At 70.7% G+C, this 17,354-nt stretch carries 14 protein-coding genes; 9 read left to right on the forward strand and 5 right to left on the reverse strand.

The annotated features are described in order from the left end of the window. Positions 1 to 56 precede the first annotated feature (56 nt). From ABKA17_RS34200 to ybaK, 4 genes are all read left to right on the forward strand, one after another. On the forward strand, positions 57 to 1,616 hold the full coding sequence (locus tag ABKA17_RS34200; protein WP_353696204.1) for an oxidoreductase: 1,560 nt from the start codon (positions 57 to 59) through the stop codon (positions 1,614 to 1,616). 138 nt (positions 1,617 to 1,754) lie between these two features. Then, entirely contained in the window at positions 1,755 to 2,780 is a 1,026-nt protein-coding gene (locus ABKA17_RS34205; RefSeq protein ID WP_353696205.1) for a hypothetical protein, read from the forward strand. An 11-nt stretch (positions 2,781 to 2,791) separates the two neighbouring features. After that, positions 2,792 to 3,532, forward strand: coding sequence for an LON peptidase substrate-binding domain-containing protein (locus tag ABKA17_RS34210; protein ID WP_353696206.1), 741 nt, complete (start codon positions 2,792 to 2,794; stop codon positions 3,530 to 3,532). Positions 3,533 to 3,546: 14 nt separating this feature from the next. Then, complete coding sequence (gene ybaK, locus ABKA17_RS34215; RefSeq protein ID WP_353696207.1) at positions 3,547 to 4,047, forward strand: Cys-tRNA(Pro) deacylase; 501 nt, start codon at positions 3,547 to 3,549, stop codon at positions 4,045 to 4,047. 176 nt (positions 4,048 to 4,223) lie between these two features. Here the strand turns inward: ybaK and ABKA17_RS34220 are convergent, their stop codons facing one another. The 4 genes from ABKA17_RS34220 to ABKA17_RS34235 form a co-directional block, all read right to left on the reverse strand. Beyond that, positions 4,224 to 4,916: an AAA family ATPase gene (locus ABKA17_RS34220; RefSeq protein WP_353696208.1), complete on the reverse strand. Its 693-nt coding sequence runs from the start codon at positions 4,914 to 4,916 to the stop codon at positions 4,224 to 4,226. A 34-nt stretch (positions 4,917 to 4,950) separates the two neighbouring features. Continuing rightward, complete coding sequence (locus ABKA17_RS34225; RefSeq protein ID WP_353696209.1) at positions 4,951 to 5,772, reverse strand: ABC transporter permease; 822 nt, start codon at positions 5,770 to 5,772, stop codon at positions 4,951 to 4,953. 103 nt (positions 5,773 to 5,875) lie between these two features. Next, on the reverse strand, positions 5,876 to 6,850 hold the full coding sequence (locus ABKA17_RS34230; RefSeq protein ID WP_353696311.1) for an ABC transporter ATP-binding protein: 975 nt from the start codon (positions 6,848 to 6,850) through the stop codon (positions 5,876 to 5,878). A gap of 107 nt (positions 6,851 to 6,957) precedes the next feature. Then, on the reverse strand, positions 6,958 to 8,175 hold the full coding sequence (locus tag ABKA17_RS34235) for an NYN domain-containing protein (protein WP_353696210.1): 1,218 nt from the start codon (positions 8,173 to 8,175) through the stop codon (positions 6,958 to 6,960). Positions 8,176 to 8,399: 224 nt separating this feature from the next. On the opposite strand from ABKA17_RS34235, the gene ABKA17_RS34240 reads away from it, so the two are divergent. Then, positions 8,400 to 8,564 (forward strand): hypothetical protein, encoded by a 165-nt coding sequence (locus ABKA17_RS34240; protein ID WP_353696211.1) that lies wholly within the window; start codon positions 8,400 to 8,402, stop codon positions 8,562 to 8,564. Positions 8,565 to 8,654: 90 nt separating this feature from the next. On the opposite strand, the gene dnaE is transcribed toward ABKA17_RS34240, so the two are convergent. Then, complete coding sequence (dnaE, locus tag ABKA17_RS34245; RefSeq protein WP_353696212.1) at positions 8,655 to 12,194, reverse strand: DNA polymerase III subunit alpha; 3,540 nt, start codon at positions 12,192 to 12,194, stop codon at positions 8,655 to 8,657. 213 nt (positions 12,195 to 12,407) lie between these two features. Between dnaE and ABKA17_RS34250 the strand changes: the two genes are divergently transcribed. The 4 genes from ABKA17_RS34250 (at position 12,408) to ABKA17_RS34265 (ending at position 17,179) form a co-directional block, all read left to right on the forward strand. After that, positions 12,408 to 13,733: a DUF2252 domain-containing protein gene (locus ABKA17_RS34250; protein ID WP_353696213.1), complete on the forward strand. Its 1,326-nt coding sequence runs from the start codon at positions 12,408 to 12,410 to the stop codon at positions 13,731 to 13,733. A gap of 93 nt (positions 13,734 to 13,826) precedes the next feature. After that, positions 13,827 to 14,519, forward strand: a complete 693-nt coding sequence (locus tag ABKA17_RS34255) for a hypothetical protein (protein ID WP_353696214.1) — start codon at positions 13,827 to 13,829, stop codon at positions 14,517 to 14,519. Between the two features lie 83 nt (positions 14,520 to 14,602). Beyond that, positions 14,603 to 15,415 (forward strand): thioredoxin domain-containing protein, encoded by an 813-nt coding sequence (locus ABKA17_RS34260; protein WP_353696215.1) that lies wholly within the window; start codon positions 14,603 to 14,605, stop codon positions 15,413 to 15,415. Positions 15,416 to 15,517: 102 nt separating this feature from the next. Continuing rightward, positions 15,518 to 17,179 carry an alkaline phosphatase D family protein gene (locus ABKA17_RS34265; RefSeq protein WP_353696216.1) on the forward strand — a complete coding sequence of 554 codons (1,662 nt, stop codon included), beginning with the start codon at positions 15,518 to 15,520 and terminating at the stop codon, positions 17,177 to 17,179. Positions 17,180 to 17,354 lie beyond the last annotated feature (175 nt).

A 17,354-nucleotide genomic window follows, 5' to 3' on the forward strand; every position in this document is an offset into this window, starting at 1 on the left:
TTCGGGTGTGACGCAGCGGGCATCACCGGTGGTGCGGGAACAGGGAGGGAGGAGCGGTGACCGAGGGGGATCTGCCGGACGATCTGACCGCCGCCGAGGCCGGGATGTGGCAGGCCTTCCGCAACGGCAGCGTGTACGACCTGAGCAGCGGCGACGCGATCGTCGACGATCCGCACGGCGGGCACCCGTGGGGCCCGGAGCGGACCGTACGGGCCCGCATCGTGTGCTGGCTGCTGCTGGACGGGCCGCCCGCGCTGGCGGGCCGGGTGTCGTCCCTGAAGCTCAGCGGGGTGCAGATCAGCGGCACGCTGGAGCTGGCCGGCGGCATCGTGGTGCCCTACGTCGAGCTGCGCGGCTGCCGTTTCGAGCGGGACGTCCTGCTGCCGGAGGCCCGTTTCACGACCCTGCGGATGGTGGACTGCTCGGTGCCCCGCCTGGAGGCGGCCCGCATCCACACCGAGGGCGATCTGCACCTGCCCCGCTGCCGCTTCCACAACGGCGTCCGGCTGACCGACGCCCACATCGGCACCGATCTGCTGCTCAACCAGGCGATCGTCTACCGGGACCGCAGCGGCCGCTCCATCGCCGCGGACGGCATGACCGTCGGGCAGGACCTCCAGGCCGAGCTGCTGGAGTCGCACGGCGAGCTGAGCCTGCGCAGCGCCAAGATCGGCGTCTCGCTGAGCCTGCGCGGCGCGAAGCTGGCCAACCCCTACACGCGGCTCGCGCTGAACGCCCCGCAGCTGACCGTCGAGCGCTCGATGTACCTGACCCCGGCAGGCATCGGCAGCTCGCTGCTGAGCGGGGCGACCCCGGCGCAGGGGACGCGCATCCAGCGGTTCACCTGCGAGGGCGGGCTGCGCCTGGACGACGGGCGGTTCGGGGACGCGCTGGACTTCGAGCGGGCCCGGTTCACCCTCACCGACGACCAGGAGGTGTCCCTGCGCCGCATCCAGACGCCGGAGCTGCGCTTCCTCGGGGAGCGGCCGGCGCGCGGGCGGGTGGTGCTGTCGGGTGCGCGGGTGGTCAACCTGATGGACCGCACGGACAGCTGGCCGGGCCCGGGGCGGCTGCACATGGGCGGCTTCAGCTACGAGAACCTGGTGCCGAGGGGCCCGTTCCCGCTGGACGAGCGGCTGGAGTGGGTGACCGCGGCGACCGCGGAGTACAACCCGGAGCCGTACGAGCGGCTGGCGACCGTGCTGCGGTCCGGCGGCGAGGACGAGGACGCGCGCGAGGTGCTGCTCGCCAAGCAGCGCCGGCGCCGCGAGACGCTGCCGCCCGCGGCCAAGCTGTGGGGGTACGTCCAGGACTGGACGGTCGCCTACGGGTACCGGCCGGGGCGGGCCCTGGTCTGGATGGCGGTGCTGTGGGCGGCGGGCTCGCTGGCCTTCGCGCACGCCCACCATCCGCCGATCAAGAGCGGCGAGGCGCCGTACTGGAACCCGGCGCTGTTCGCCCTGGACCTGCTGCTGCCGGTCATCGACCTGGGGCAGGTCGGGTTCTGGCAGCTCAGGGGCGGCTGGCAGTGGCTGGCGGCGGCGATGATCCTGCTGGGCTGGATCCTGGCCACCACGGTGGCGGCGGGGGCGACGAGGCTGCTGCGCCGGAGTTAGCCGCCCGGGCCCGGTGCGGCCCACAACGTTCGAACAGTTGTTGAACAGTAAACGCTTTACCGACTCTTGACCGAAGAGCGTACAACTTTCCGTCCTTTGCCCGGAACCTCTGGCGCATCCCCGACCAGCCGCTTTTCAATGGTCGACACCATGGCTCTGCTGCCCCCGTTCGTCCGCACCTCGCGGACGGCCAGGACCGTCGCCCAGCATCCCGCCGTCGTGCTTCCGGCCGACGACGAGGTGCTCCTCGACGCGCCCGACGACAACCTCGGCCCCGCCCTCGTCGCGGCCGGCCAGGGCAGCTGGCAAACCGCCTCCGAGCTGCTCACCGCGACCCGCGCGGGCGCCGCCTGGGAGAACCGCGACCGGTACGTCGTACGCCTGGCGTCCTTCGCGTACTCGCGTCCCGAGTGGTTCCTGGACTGGCGCAAGGCCGCCCCGCACGACCCGGACCAGCTGCTGGTCGGCGCCCAGCTCGCGGTGGCCCGCGCCTGGGAGTCGCCCGCCCGGGCGGAGCTGCTGCGCGAGCTGAGCCCCCTGATCACGGCCGCCGCGCGCGGCGACGACCGCGACCCGGTGCCGTGGCGGCTCGCCCTGGACCACGCGCACGGCTCCAACGCCGGGCACAAGTACTTCGAGGAGCTCTGGGAGGCGGCGATCCGCCGCGCCCCGCACCACTACGGCTGTCACGCGGCCGCCCTGCGCTATCTCGCCGACAGCTGGCACGGATCGCACCGCGAGTGCTTCGACTTCGCCGAGACGGCCGCACAGGACGCCCCCGCCGACTCCCTGGTCCAGGCGCTGCCGACGCGCGCCGCCTTCGCCTATCTGACCGACGGCTGCGGCCCCGAGGTACCGCGCGAGCGGCTCGACGCGGCGGCGGACCGGGCGATCGCGCTGTCGGCCCGGTTCCCGGCGGCCGACCCGTGGCCGGCGGAGATGCGGAACAAGCTGGTGTACGTCCTGTCCCGGCTGGACCGCTGGACGGACGCGCTCGAACAGGTGAGGCTCATCGGCCCCTACGCGACCTCGTTCCCCTGGGACCGGCTCTCGGACGATCCGCTGGGCCGCTTCCTGGAACTGCGCGAGGAGATCCGCCTCCGCTCGGCCTCCGGACATCCACAACGTGGGCACGCCGGACGCGCACACTCCGACGACCATTAGGCTTTTGCGCCGTGACCACCGTCCGTCTCCCGCTCTTCCCCCTGAACTCGGTGCTGTTCCCGGGGTTGGTGCTTCCGTTGAACGTCTTCGAGGAGCGCTATCGCGCCATGATGCGCGACCTGCTGAAGACCCCCGAGGAAGAACCGCGCCGCTTCGCCGTCGTGGCGATCCGCGACGGCCTGGAGGTCGCCGCGAGCTCACCCGGCATGCCCGACCCCACGGCCCTGCCCGACCGCGGGCCCGCCGCGGGGTTCGGCACCGACCCGATCAAGGCGTTCCACGGCACCGGGTGCGTGGCGGACGCGGCGACGATCCGGGAGCGGGAGGACGGCACGTTCGAGGTGCTGGCCACGGGCACACAGCGGGTGCGTCTGCTGTCGGTGGACGCCTCGGGCCCGTTCCTGACGGCGGAGCTCGAGGAGTTGCCGGAGTCGCCGGGCGAGGAGGCGGGGGCGCTGGCGGAGGGGGTGCTGCGGGCCTTCCGGCAGTACCAGAAGCGGCTGGCGGGCGCCCGTGAACGCTCGCTCACCACGGGCTCGGAGCTGCCGGACGAACCCTCCGTGGTCTCCTACCTGGTGGCCGCGGCGATGATGCTGGACACCCCGACCAAGCAGCGTCTGCTCCAGGCTCCCGACGCCGCGTCCCGGCTGCGCGACGAGCTGAAACTCCTTCGCTCCGAGACCTCGATCATCCGTAACCTGCCGTCGTTGCCCGCGTCGGACCTGACGCGCGGCCCGACGAGTCTGAACTGAGCCGGGGACCCTCGATGGCGAAGAAGTCCAAGAAGCAGCAGCCGGGCGGCACACCCGCGACGGTGGCTCTGACGGCGGCCGGCGTGGAGTACACGGTCCACGCCTACGACCACGACCCGGCGCACCCCTCCTACGGCGAAGAGGCGGCCCAGGCGATGGGCGTCTCGCCGGAGCGCGTCTTCAAGACCCTGGTGGCCGACGTCGACGGCGCCCTGACGGTGGCGGTGGTCCCGGTCGCGGGGCAGCTGGACCTGAAGGCGCTGGCGACAGCGGTGGGCGGCAAGCGAGCCGCCATGGCCGACCCGGCGCTGGCGGAGCGCACCACGGGCTATGTCCGGGGCGGCATCTCCCCGCTGGGCCAGCGCAAGAAGCTCCCCACGGTCCTGGACGCCTCGGCGTCGGCGCACGGCACGATCTGCGTCTCGGCGGGCCGCCGCGGCCTGGAGGTCGAGCTCTCCCCCGAGGACCTGGCGAAGCTGACCGAAGCGGTGGTGGCCCCCGTCGGGCGTGCGTGACCTCTCGACGCGGGTCGGTTCCTCGGTTAAGTACGAGGGACATGTCGAAGAAAACGCGGAAGCGGAAGTGGCGCATCAAGAAGGGCCGCTCGAACCACGGCAGGCGACCGGCATAGCGCGATCCTCAGGCCGGACCGGAGGTCTGGGGGCCCGCAGCCCCCAGTCCTACGCCCGTCCTACGCCGACGGCTTCCCGGGAGCCCCGTAGGGCCCCTGCTGCTGATACGGCCCCTGCTGCTGGAGATACGGGTCGGCGTCCCGGGGTCCGAAGAGCCCCGTGAGCCCCAGGTGCACCAGCAGCGCCGCCAGCGGCCACGCCAGCCACGCCCCCTTCGCCTCCAGCTTCAGCGGCGCCGAGAAGGTGACCCCCCGGCCCACCGACCGGGCGTGGGCGATGACGTCCTGGGCGGGCCCGAGCCAGACCCCGACCCGCCAGGCCAGCAGCGACCCGAGCAGCCCGCCCACACCCAGCGCCACAACCAGCGGTACACCGCCGCGCCGCCGCACCAGGAACACCACGAGCGCGCTCACCAGGCCGAAGGCCAGCGCCAGCAGAGTGAACGTTCCGTCGACGCCGATCGCCTGCTCGCCCTCGCTGTCCTGGATGAAGACGGTCCAGCGCTTGTTGACGATGTCCCCGACCAGCGGCACATGCGGGGCCAGCCACCACCACAGCACCCCGAGCAGCACACCGCCGAGCGCCATGGCGACGGTGACGATGGCGGCCTCGCGCACTTCGGTCGCCATGCCGGGGCCGTCGTACACGGCCTCGTGGGGCGCAGGAGCCATGTACCCCGTGGCAGGCGACTGCCACGCGGGGTGCGCGGACGGTTCGTTCGGCGGCGGAGGCGGAGTCAACGGTGCGGTCACACTGACATCGTGCCAGGCGCCCCTGTGCGGCGCGTCACCGGACGGCCGCCCGACGGTACGCCCAGGTGGCCACGGCCAGCGACACGACGCCCACGACCCCGCACACGGCGAGGTCACCGAGCACGAACGCCCAGTCGGGATGCGGCCCGAACGTCCGCGCGAACGCCTCCACGCCGTACGTCGAGGGCAGCAGATCCCGCAGGAACCGCACCGCCTCCGGCATCCGGTCGGCGGGGAGCACTCCGAGCAGCAGCGCCGCGGACATGCCCAACTGGCCGAGCACGGTGGCCAGTTCCGGCCGCGGCGCGAGCAGCCCGAAGGCGGCCCCCAGCCCCGCGAGCGCCGCGCCCGCCAGCGGGATCACCGCGACGAGCACCCACAGATGGGTCAGCGGCAGCCCGAACAGCACGCACCCGAACACCGCGGTCACCACCGTCCCCGGCACGGTGAAGGAGGCGTACGCCCCCGCCGCCCCGAGCACGACGGCGGCCGGCGGGACCGGCAGCGTGGCGTAGTGGTCGAGGCCGCCGCTCGCCCGCAGCTGCCCGAAGTACTGCGCGAGCAGGTTCAGCGCGACGAAGGCCACGACGAGCACCGAGGAGCCCGCGACCACGGCCTGCGCCTCGGCCCCGCCGTCGACGACCCCGCGCATCAGGATCATGATCCCGACCGACTGGAAGGTCGCCACGAACAGCAGCGGGATACGCGCGACCCGGGCCCGGGACAGCTGCGCCCGGTACACGGCCACGAGCGACGGCCACAGCCGCGCGCGCGGCCCGAGCTCGGCCGCGTCGCGGGTCGTCTTCTCGACGGCCCGTGCGCTGCCCGGCAGAACCTCGGCGGGTACGACACTCACGTGGCGCTGCTCCCTTTCACAAACGGGTTCACTCCGGCGTTCGCCTTCCGTACGGATGCTACGGCCCGCGCGCTCAAGCCCGGCTCAAGGTCTCTCGTCGCCCTCACGCCTTCACCAGCCCCTGCTGCGCCGCCCCGCCCAGCGCCAGGTACACGTCCTCCAGGCTCGGCGTGGCCAGCGTGAAGTCGTCCAGCGCGGCGAACGCGGCACCGCCGGTCACGGTCGCGACGACCGCGCGGGCCTCCTCGGGGGCCAGCCGCAGCGTCCAGCGGCGCCCGGAGGCGACGGCCCGGTCCTGGAGGGCCGCGACCTCGGGGACGTGCAGCGGCGCGGCCTCGCGCCACACGAGGTCGACCCGGACCTCCCCGGCGACCCGCTCCTTGAGCCCGGCGGGGGTGTCGCAGGCGATCACGCGTCCCTGGTCGAGGACGGCGACCCGGTCGAGCACGGTCTCGGCCTCGATGACGTTGTGGGTGACGAGCAGCACGGTCGTCCCGCGTTCGGCCCGCCGCCGGTCCACGGCGGACCACACGGCCCGGCGGGCGACGGGGTCCATCGCGGTGGTCGGCTCGTCGAGGACCAGCAGCGGCCGCTCCCCGACCAGCGCGGCGGCCAGACACGCCAGCCGCCGCTGGCCACCCGACAGCTTCTTGATCGCCCGCCCGGCCAGCGGCGCGAGCCCCAGTTCGTCGAGTACGGCGTCCCGCTCGGCCCGCGCCGCCCGCGCCTCGAGCCCGCGCAGCCGCCCGGTGGTCTCGGCGGCGAGCGAGACGGTCAGTTCGTCGAGGGCGGTGGACTCCTGCCCCAGGTAGGCCAGGATCCGCGCGGCCCGCTCCGGGTGCCGCACGATGTCGTGGCCGAGGATCTCGACGCTGCCCCGGTCGGGCCGCATCAACCCGGTGAGCTGGCGTACGAGGGTGGACTTGCCGGCGCCGTTCGGCCCGAGCAGCCCGAAGATCTCACCGCGCCCGATGTCGAGCCGCACGTCGTCGGTGGCCCGCACCTCGGGAGTCGCGGGAACCCCGCGCCGGCCGCGTACCGCCGGATAGGTCTTGGTCAGCCCGCGCACCGCGCACACGACATCGTCACCGTGTCGAAATGCCTGTGCCGCGCGCGTACTCACAAGGGACGAGAGTACGGGGTCGGTCGGCTCCGCTCGCCCCTGGGGGCGGCGTATGTGCCGTTTCACTCCCCCGCGGACGCGTGTTCGGCGGCGGTCCGTACGTCGATCTCACGCCAGAACCCGGCACGGATGGCGTAGCGGTCGTGCTCGTCGATCTGGTCGTCCTTGTGGGCCAGCAGACCGAAGCGGGCGGCGTAGCGCAGCAGCTCGCCGTCGATGCGGTGCGGGATGCGCGGATACATGCCGGACAGCTTCTGGAGGTGGCTCTGGTCGCCGAGCCGCTCCATCCAGCGCCGCGCGAAGACCTGTCCGACCTCGAAGGGATCGCCGCCGACCGTGGTGATGTCCTCCTCGCGGTCCGCCCAGCGCTGTTCGGCGGTGGTCACCTGGGCGAGGGTGGGCATGGAGGCGACCTCGGGCGGCTCGGCGGCGCCGCCGGGGCGGTCGACCCAGCCCTTGTCGGAGGACCAGCGCAGGGTGGCGTTCGCGGGCTGCTGGGGCTGGACGCCGGGGGCCCGCAGCGCGGCCAGGTCCTTCGGGGTGGGCACGCCCTTGGGCGCGGGCACCCGCTCCTGGGTGCCGTTCTCCGAGCCGGTGCCGGCCGTGGCGTGCTCGCCCTCCTCGGCGGACCGCTCGGCGGCCGCGGCGAGCGCGGAGTCGGGCAGCGGCGCGGACAGGATCGCGGCGATCTCGGGCCGCGGCGCGGGCGGCGGCGCGCAGATCCCGCCGAGCTCCTTGGCGCGTACGGCCTTGGTGATCCAGGTACGGTCCAGGACGCGCCGCTCGTCGGCCTCGGCGACCAGGTCCTCGGACTGGTTGTAGTCCCCGTCGGCGGCCTGCACGGCCCACAGGTGTACGGCGACGCCGTGCTCCTTGGCCGCCATCATGCCCGGCAGCAGGTCGCCGTCGCCGGTGACCAGGACGATGTCGGAGCAGGCGCGGTTGCGGGCCAGCTCGGTGAGCTCGGCGTGCATGGCCGCGTCCACGCCCTTCTGGGCCCAGCGGCCGTCGCTGCGGGTCAGTGCGCCGAGCCGGACGGTGACCCGGGGCATCACGCGCAGCCGGCGGTGCTCGGGCTGCGGGACGCGGTCGGGGGCGCCGTCGAACCAGTAGATGCGCAGCAGGGGCCGTTCGGTGTCCGACTCGGCGCGGTCGCGCAGTCCCTGGATGAGGGCGGCGTGGTCGACGGTGATCCGGGATCGCGATGGCTCCCCCGCGAGGAGGGAGGCGGCGGCGCCCAGCAGATACCCGGCGTCCACCAGGACGATGCAGCGGTCCACGCGACTCACCCTCTTCCGAGGCGGTTTACTTCGGGCTTCCTTCGAGTCTGCCCGACCGCGCGGAGGTTAACGGCCGGAACTCGATCTTCGGCGTGGCGTTTCGGAACATCGCCGGGCGACAAGCCCTGTCACAGACGGTAATTATCCGAAATGCGTTCTTTGTCAGCCTATGTGAATCTGGTCCCGGCCCTGGCCCCTAGATCCCCCTCAGGAGGCAGATCACCATGGCCAAGAACAAGAAGAGTGACCGCAAGCAGCCGCAGTCCGAGCGTGGTCAGCAGCAGGCCCAGCAGTCCTCCATGGAGGCGCAGGCCGAGCAGCGCATGACCCAGGTGACTCCGGGTGACATGGCCCGCAAGGGTAAGCAGAAGCGCTTCGGCCACAACTGAATCTGCGTAACGGGTTGTTGAGACCCAGGCACACGGAGAGGGCGTACCCGGCTTGCGGGCACGCCCTCTCCTCCTGTGTCTTCTCCTGCGCTAACCCGCCAGGCAGGACGGGCCGAGCAGCACCTTCAGGTCGCCGAAGAGCGCCGGGTCGGGCTTCACCCGGTGCCGGTCCAGGCGCAGCACCGTGGTCTTCGTCGGGCCCTGGAGCTTGATCCGGACCTCGCTCTCGCCCTTGTGGTGGGTGAGGATCTCGCCGAGGCGGCTGATCATCGGCGGGGTGACCCTCGTCGCCGGGATGGTGAGGATCACGGGCGCGTTGGTGCCCGCGTTGGACAGGTCGGGGACCTGGAGCTCCATCGCGACCAGGCGCGGCACGTCCTCGCGCTTGTCGAGGCGGCCCTTGACGAACACCACGGCGTCCTCGACGAGTTGGGTCGAGACGAGCTGGTAGGTCGCCGGGAAGAACATGCACTCGATGGAGCCGGCGAGGTCCTCGACGGTGGCGATCGCCCAGGCGTTGCCCTGCTTGGTCATCTTGCGCTGGAGGCCCGAGATGATGCCGCCGATGGTGACGACCGCGCCGTCCGCGTGCTCACCTCCGGTGAGCTGGGCGATGCCGGCGTCGGCCTTGTCGGAGAGCACGTGCTCCAGGCCGAAGAGCGGGTGGTCGGAGACGTAGAGACCGAGCATCTCCCGCTCCTGGGCGAGCAGATAGGCCTTGTCCCACTCGTCGGTGGTGAACTCCACGTCGAGTCCGAAGCCGGGCTCGCTGCTCTCCTCCTCGCCCATCCCGCCGAAGAGGTCGAACTGGCCCTCGGCCTCCTTGCGCTTGACCTGCACGACGTTGTCGATCATCGGCTCGAAGTGCGCGGTGAGGCCCTTGCGGGTGTGCCCCATGGTGTCGAAGGCGCCCGCCTTGATCAGCGACTCCGTGGTGCGCTTGTTGCAGGCGACCGCCTCGACCTTGTCGAGGTAGTCGGGGAAGGAGGCGTACTTCCCCTTGGCCTTGCGGCTCCTGATGATCGACTCGACCACGTTCGTACCGACGTTGCGCACCGCTTCGAGGCCGAAGAGGATCACGTCGTCGCCCTGGGCGGCGAAGTTGTGCACCGACTCGTTGACGTTCGGCGGGAGCACCTTGATGCCCATGCGCCGGCACTCGTTCAGATAGATCGCGGACTTGTCCTTGTCGTCCTTGACCGAGGTGAGCAGTCCGGCCATGTACTCGGCGGGGTGGTTCGCCTTGAGGTAGGCGGTCCAGTACGAGACCAGTCCGTACGCGGCGGAGTGCGCCTTGTTGAACGCGTAGCCGGCGAAGGGGACCAGGACGTCCCACAGGGCCTGGATGGCCTCGTCGCTGTAGCCGTTCTTCCGGGCGCCCTGCTGGAAGAGGACGAAGTTCTTCGCCAGCTCGTCGGGCTTCTTCTTGCCCATCACGCGGCGCAGGATGTCGGCCTCGCCGAGCGAGTACCCGGCGATGATCTGGGCGGCCTTCTGCACCTGCTCCTGGTAGACGATCAGGCCGTAGGTGACCGCGAGGACCTCCTCGAGCGGCTCCTCCAGCTCCTTGTGGATCGGGGTGATCTCCTGGAGCTTGTTCTTGCGCAGCGCGTAGTTGGTGTGCGAGTCCATGCCCATCGGGCCCGGTCGGTACAGCGCCGACACGGCGGAGATGTCTTCGAAGTTGTCGGGCTTCATCAGGCGCAGCAGCGAGCGCATGGGGCCGCCGTCGAACTGGAAGACGCCGAGGGTCTCACCGCGCTGGAGGAGTTCGAAGGTCTTGGGGTCGTCGAGCGGCAGGGCCAGCAGGTCGAGGTCGATGCCCTTGTTGGACTTCACCATCTTGACGGCGTCGTCCATGATCGTCAGGTTGCGCAGGCCGAGGAAGTCCATCTTCAGCAGGCCGAGCGACTCGCACTGCGGGTAGTCCCACTGCGTGATGGTCACGCCGTCGGTGTGCCGCACCCAGATCGGGGCGTGGTCGACGATGGGCTCGCTGGACATGATCACGCCGGCCGCGTGCACACCCATCTGCCGGACCAGGCCCTCGACGCCCTTGGCGGTGTCGATGACCTTCTTCACGTCCGGTTCGTTCTCGTACATCGCCCGGATCTCGCCCGCCTCGTTGTAGCGCGGGTGCGAGGGGTTGGTGATGCCGTCGAGGTCGATGCCCTTGCCGAGGACGTCGGCGGGCATCGCCTTGGTGAGGCGGTCGCCCATCGCGTACGGGTAGCCCAGCACGCGCGCGGAGTCCTTGATGGCGTTCTTGGCCTTGATCTTGCCGTAGGTGCCGATCATGGCGACCTTGTCGGCGCCGTACTTCTCCGTCACGTACCTGATCACCTCGACGCGCCGACGCTCGTCGAAGTCGATGTCGACGTCGGGCATCGAGATGCGCTCGGGGTTGAGGAACCGCTCGAAGATCAGGCCGTGCGGGATCGGGTCGAGGTCGGTGATGCCCATGGCGTAGGCGACGATCGAACCGGCCGCGGAGCCTCGGCCGGGGCCGACCGCGATGCCCTGCTTCTTGGCCCACATGATGAAGTCGGCGACGACGAGGAAGTAGCCCGGGAAGCCCATCGAGATGATGGTGTCCATCTCGTACTCGACCTGCTTCATCCGGTCGTCCGGGATGCCGTTCGGGAAGCGGCGGTGCATGCCGCGCATGGTCTCCTCGCGGAACCAGGTGACCTCGGTGTAGCCCTCGGGGATGTCGAACTTCGGCATGAGGTTCTTGGCCTCGAACATGCCGGTGGTGTCGATCTGCTCGGCCACCAGGAGGGTGTTGGCGCAGCCCTGCTGCCAGGCGTCCGAGGAGTCGACGGCGTACATCTCGTCCGTGGACTTCAGGTAGTAGCCGGTGCCGTCGAAGCGGAAGCGGTCCGGGTCGGAGAGGTTCTTGCCGGTCTGGATGCACAGCAGGGCGTCGTGGGCGGTCGCCTCGTGCGCGTACGTGTAGTGCGAGTCGTTCGTCACCAGCGGCGGGATGCCGAGCTTCTTGCCGATCTCCAGGAGGCCGTCGCGGACCCGGTGCTCGATCTCGATGCCGTGGTCCATCAGCTCCAGGAAGTAGCGGTCCTTGCCGAAGATGTCCTGGTACTCGGAGGCCGCCTTCAGGGCCTCGTCGAACTGGCCGAGGCGCAGCCGGGTCTGGAGCTCGCCGGACGGGCAGCCGGTGGAGGCGATGAGCCCCTCGGACCACTGGGAGATGGTCTCCTTGTCCATCCGGGGCCACTTCTGGAGCCAGCCCTCGGCGTACGCGTCCGAGGAGAGCTTGAAGAGGTTGTGCAGGCCCGTCGCGTTGGCCGCCCAGATCGTCTTGTGGGTGTAACCACCCGAACCGGAGACGTCGTCCCGCTTCTGGTGCGGCTGGCCCCACTGGATCTTGCGCTTGTTGCGCCGGGACTCGGGGGCGACATAGGCCTCGATGCCGATGATCGGGGTGACCCCGGCCTTCTTCGCGGTGTGAAAGAAGTCGTAGGCCCCGTGCAGGTTGCCGTGGTCGGACATCGCGATATGGGTCATGCCCATCTCGTTGCACGCGTTGAACATGTCCTTGAGCCGCGCGGCACCGTCCAGCAGCGAGTACTGGGTGTGGACGTGCAGGTGCGTGAACGGCGGCTTTGACACGGCTTCGGCCTCCAGGGGAAACAGACGGCAAAGGGTGTCCCACCGGCTCCGGACAGTCTGGGGGACAGCGTCGAAGTCTATGCCTCGGCACTGACACTCGGACCGGTTCCCCACGTACCTTCACAGCGGGAGAGTCGCGGGCACTTTCGTCCCGTCCCGACCGTTGAGACGACAGAAACGCTGTCGTACACATGCACCAGGAGGCACCCAGCGATGTCGGTACCGCAGCTCAATGACGAGCGTCGCGGCGAGGAGATCCTCGCCGTCTTCGACACCGCCTTCGGCGAGCTCCTGGCCGCCGACCCGGCCGCGTTCCGCGTGAAGTTCCGCAAGATGGCGGCCTCGGCGTTCGCGTTCTACCGGGGTACGGCGTGCCTCTTCTACCACGACCTCGACTCGGACAAGCGGGGCGGCCCGTACCTGGACGAGCGCACCTCGCGCGTGTGGATCCACGGTGACCTGCACGCCGAGAACTTCGGCACGTACATGGACGCCACCGGCCGGCTGATCTTCAACGTCAACGACTTCGACGAGGCCTACGTCGGCCCCTTCACCTGGGACCTCAAGCGCTTCTCCGCCTCCATCGCGCTGATCGGCTACGCGAAGGCGCTCGGCGACGAGCAGATCACCGAGCTCGTGCAGGTGTACGCGGGCGCGTACCGCGAGCGCGTCCACGCCCTGGCCACGGGCGCGAAGAGCGACGAGGTGCCGCCCTTCACCCTGGACACCGCCGAGGGCCCGCTCCTGGACGCGCTGCGCGACGCCCGCTCGCTGACCCGCTTCGGCCTCCTGGACTCGATGACCGAGATCCGGGACTTCGAGCGCCGGTTCGCGCCGGGCGGCGGCTCCATCGAGCTGGACGCGGCCACGCGCTACAAGGTCCTCGCGGCCTTCGACGGCTACCTGGAGACGCTGCCGGAGACCTCGCTGGCCCGCCCGGACTCCTACCGGGTCAAGGACGTCGTCGGCCGGCGCGGCATCGGCATCGGCTCGGCGGGGCTGCCGTCGTACAACATCCTTCTCGAGGGGCACAGCGACGCCCTGGAGAACGACGTGGTGATCTACATCAAGCAGGCCCAGACCCCGGCCGCCTCCCGGCACATCACCGACCCGGCGATCCGCGACTACTTCCAGCACGAGGGCCACCGCACAGTGCTCTCCCAGCGCGCCCTCCAGCAGCACGCCGACCCGTGGCTGGGCTGGACCGAGCTGGACGGCTCGGGCCAGCTGGTCGCCGAGGTCTCGCCGTACGCGGTGGACCTGGACTGGGGCGACATCGACGACCCGGAGGAGATCGCGGCGGTCGTCGCCGACCTCGGCCGGGCCACCGCCACCATGCACGCGGCCGCCGACGACCAGTCCGGCGAGTCCCTGGTGCCCTTCTCCACCGAGCGGGCCATCGACGCGGCCATCGCTGCCGACGAGGACGGCTTCGCGGACCTGCTGGTCTCCTTCGCCCACGACTACGGCGCACGCGCGCGTACCGACCACCAGATCTTCGTGGACCTGTTCCGCAACGGCCGCATCCCGGGCCTCTAGCCCGGATCAGGCTGTGGGATCGATAACGATAGGGCCGCGCACAGGCTCCCTTTAGGGGTCCCTTACAGGCCCGCGTGACAGACTCTCTGCGCTATGGACATATCCGGGACCCGACTGCGAGCGCTGCGCGCGGCGCTGTTCACGGCACTCGTCGTGACGCTCAGCACCGCGTCGCACGTGCTGCTGTCCCGGGTCCCGCTGCCGCTGAACACGGTGGCCCTCGTGGCGGCCACCGTGTTCCTGCTCGCCTACGCCCTCGCCGGCCGCGAGCGGAGCTTCGGGCGGATCGCCGCCCTGCTGATCCCGCTGGAGCTGGCCGCCGACACCGTCTTCACCGCCGGTCAGCACATCTGTTACGGCGCCGCGGGCGGCCCGGTCACCGGCCCCCTGCGCTCGGTCGGCTGGGACGTGTTCTGCGGCGACGGCACGAGCGTCGGCAGCCCGCTGGCCCGCGTGACCGGCACCGACACCGACCGCCTCGCGGGCGCCCTCGCCCACACCGACCCGCGCGCCGCCTGGCTGCTGCTCGCCGCGCACATCGGCGTCGGCCTGCTCGCGGCGGGTTGGCTGCGCCGAGGTGAGCGGGCCCTGGCCCAGCTGCTCGGCGCGGCGACGGCGACCACGTTCCGCCCGCTCCTGCTGGCCGTCGCCGCGGTGGCGGTACGCCGGACCCCGGCGGCGCGTGCCCCGCGGCACCCCGGTCGCCGTACGACCCTGGTCCGGGACCGGATTCTCGTGCACTCCCTGGGACGGCGTGGACCGCCGTGCTCGGCCGCGCTCGCCTGAACCACGCGAGCATCCGAGCACCACCACCCCTCTTTACGTATCCCCGCACACGACGTGTGCGCGTCCCCTTACGGAGATCACCCATGAGCAAGCGGAACAGCCAGTCGGCGAAGACGGCGGCGCGCGAGCGGCTGCGCCAGGAGCGCGAGCGCCAGGCCAAGAAGGACAAGATCAAGCGGCAGGTCATCGTCGCCTGCTCCGTCGTCGGCGTCCTCGCGATAGCCGGTGGCATCGGCTACGCCGTGGTCCAGAACAACAAGCCCGCGTACTGGGAGGCCGCGAAGGACGACAAGCTCGTCAAGCCGGCCAACACCACGGGCACCAACGGCACGACGGTCGTCATCGGCAAGAGCAGCGCCAAGAAGACCCTCGAGATGTACGAGGACCCGCGCTGTCCCGTCTGCGCCCAGTTCGAGGAGACCGTCGGTGCCACGGTCGACAAGGGCGTCGAGGACGGCAAGTACAAGATCCAGTACATCGGTGCCACCTTCCTCGACAACGGCCTGGGCGGCGAGGGCTCGAAGAACGGGCTGAGCGCGCTCGGCGCGGCGCTCAACGTCAGCCCCGAGGCCTTCCTCGAGTACAAGACCGCGATGTACTCGAAGAAGTGGCACCCCGAGGAGAGCGACGACAAGTTCAAGGACGACTCCTACCTCATCGAGATCGCGAACACGGTCGACGCCCTGAAGGACAACAAGACCTTCCAGAACGCCGTGAAGAACGGCACCTACGACAGGTGGGCGCTGGAGATGTCCAAGAAGTTCGACGACAGCGGTGTGAAGGGCACCCCGACCCTGAAGATGGACGGCAAGGCCCTGACCAGCCCCGGCAGCGACAACGCGCCGATGACGGTGGCCGACTTCAACACGGCGATCACGGCGGCCCTCAAGGCCTGACCAGGCTTTGAACAGGGCCTGAGACAACCGCGGGCTGAAGAGCGGGCGAACTTTCACCGGTTCGCCCGCTCTCGTGCATACCGGCCAGTAACCTGATCGCTCGTGACCAGTAGATTCAGAGCATCCGAGCGTCTCAACTCCCTGTCACCGCGCCGCCGTACGGTCGTCAAGGCCGCGGCGGCCGGCGCCGTTCTGGCCGGTCCCCTCGCCGCCGCACTGCCGGCCCGGGCCGCCTCCGACACCCCCGCCTTCCTGCACGGGCTCGCCTCCGGGGACCCGCTGCCCGACGGCGTCCTGCTGTGGACCCGGGTGACGCCCACCGCCGAGGCGATACCCGGCTCCGGGCTCGGCCCGGACACCGAGGTCGGCTGGATCGTCGCCCGGGACAAGGCGTTCACGAACGTCGTCGCCAAGGGTTCCGTCACGGCGACCGCCGCCTCCGACCACACCGTCAAGGCCGACGTCCGCGGTCTGGCACCGGCCACCGACTACTGGTTCCGCTTCTCCGCGGGCGGCACCGACTCCCCGGCGGCGCGCACCCGCACCGCGCCGGCGGCGGACGCGGCCGTCACGGGCCTCCGCTTCGGCGTGGTCTCCTGCGCCAACTGGGAGGCCGGCTACTTCTCCTCGTACCGCCATCTCGCGGCCCGCGGCGACCTGGACGCCTGGCTGCACCTGGGCGACTACATCTACGAGTACGGCACCGGCGAGTACGGGACGCGCGACACCGTCGTACGACAGCACGCGCCGACGCACGAGATCCTCTCGCTGGCCGACTACCGCACCCGGCACGGGAAGTACAAGACCGACGCCGATCTTCAGGCGCTGCACGCGGCCGCGCCGGTCGTCGCCATCTGGGACGACCACGAGTTCGCCAACGACGCCTGGTCCGGCGGGGCGGAGAACCACACCGAGGGCGCGGAGGGCGCCTGGGCCGCCCGGCAGGCCGCCGCCAAGCAGGCGTACTTCGAGTGGATGCCGGTGCGCACGGCGATCGCCGGCACCACCTACCGCCGGCTGCGCTTCGGCAAGTTGGTCGATCTGTCGCTGCTCGACCTGCGTTCGTTCCGCTCGCAGCAGGTGGCCGTGGGCAACGGCTCGGTCGACGACCCGAACCGTACGCTCACCGGCCGCGCCCAGCTCGACTGGCTGAAGGCGGGCCTCAAGTCCTCCGACGCCACCTGGCGGCTGGTCGGCAACTCGGTGATGATCTCGCCGTTCGCCATCGGCTCCCTCTCCGCGGATCTCCTCAAGCCGCTCGCCGAGCTGCTGGGCCTGCCGAAGGAGGGCCTCGCCCTCAACACCGACCAGTGGGACGGCTACACGGACGACCGGCGCGAACTGCTGGCCCATCTGCGCTCGAACGCCATCCGCAACACCGTCTTCCTGACCGGCGACATCCACATGGCCTGGGCCAACGACGTACCGGTGGACGCCGGTACGTATCCGCTGTCCGCCTCGGCCGCCACGGAGTTCGTCGTCACCTCGGTGACCTCCGACAACCTCGACGACATCCTCAAGGTCCCCGAGGGCGTGGTCTCCGCGCTCGCCTCGCCGATCATCAAGGCCGCCAACCGGCATGTCCACTGGGTCGACACGGACCGCCACGGCTACGGCGTCCTGGACATCACCGCCGAACGGGCGCAGATGGACTACTACGTCCTCTCCGACAAGACGAAGGCCAACGCGACCTCGTCCTGGGCCCGTTCGTACCGCACGCGCAGCGGCACGCAGAAGGTGGAGCGGACGTACGACCCCGTGTGAGTCGATCTCACCATAGGGCGTTTTCAGGCCAACGGTCGGTGGTGCGAACCGCGTTCGGATCCGGTCGCACCACCGGCCCCGCCAGGGGCATTTACAGGATGAGCATGTACACGTAATCTCCCGGGCGGCGGCCAGGAAGACCCCTGTGCGCCATCCCTCACCGCATCTCCCCAGG

Origin of the sequence: Streptomyces sp. RG80 (assembly GCF_040446465.1) — a bacterium.
Lineage (GTDB): Bacteria > Actinomycetota > Actinomycetes > Streptomycetales > Streptomycetaceae > Streptomyces.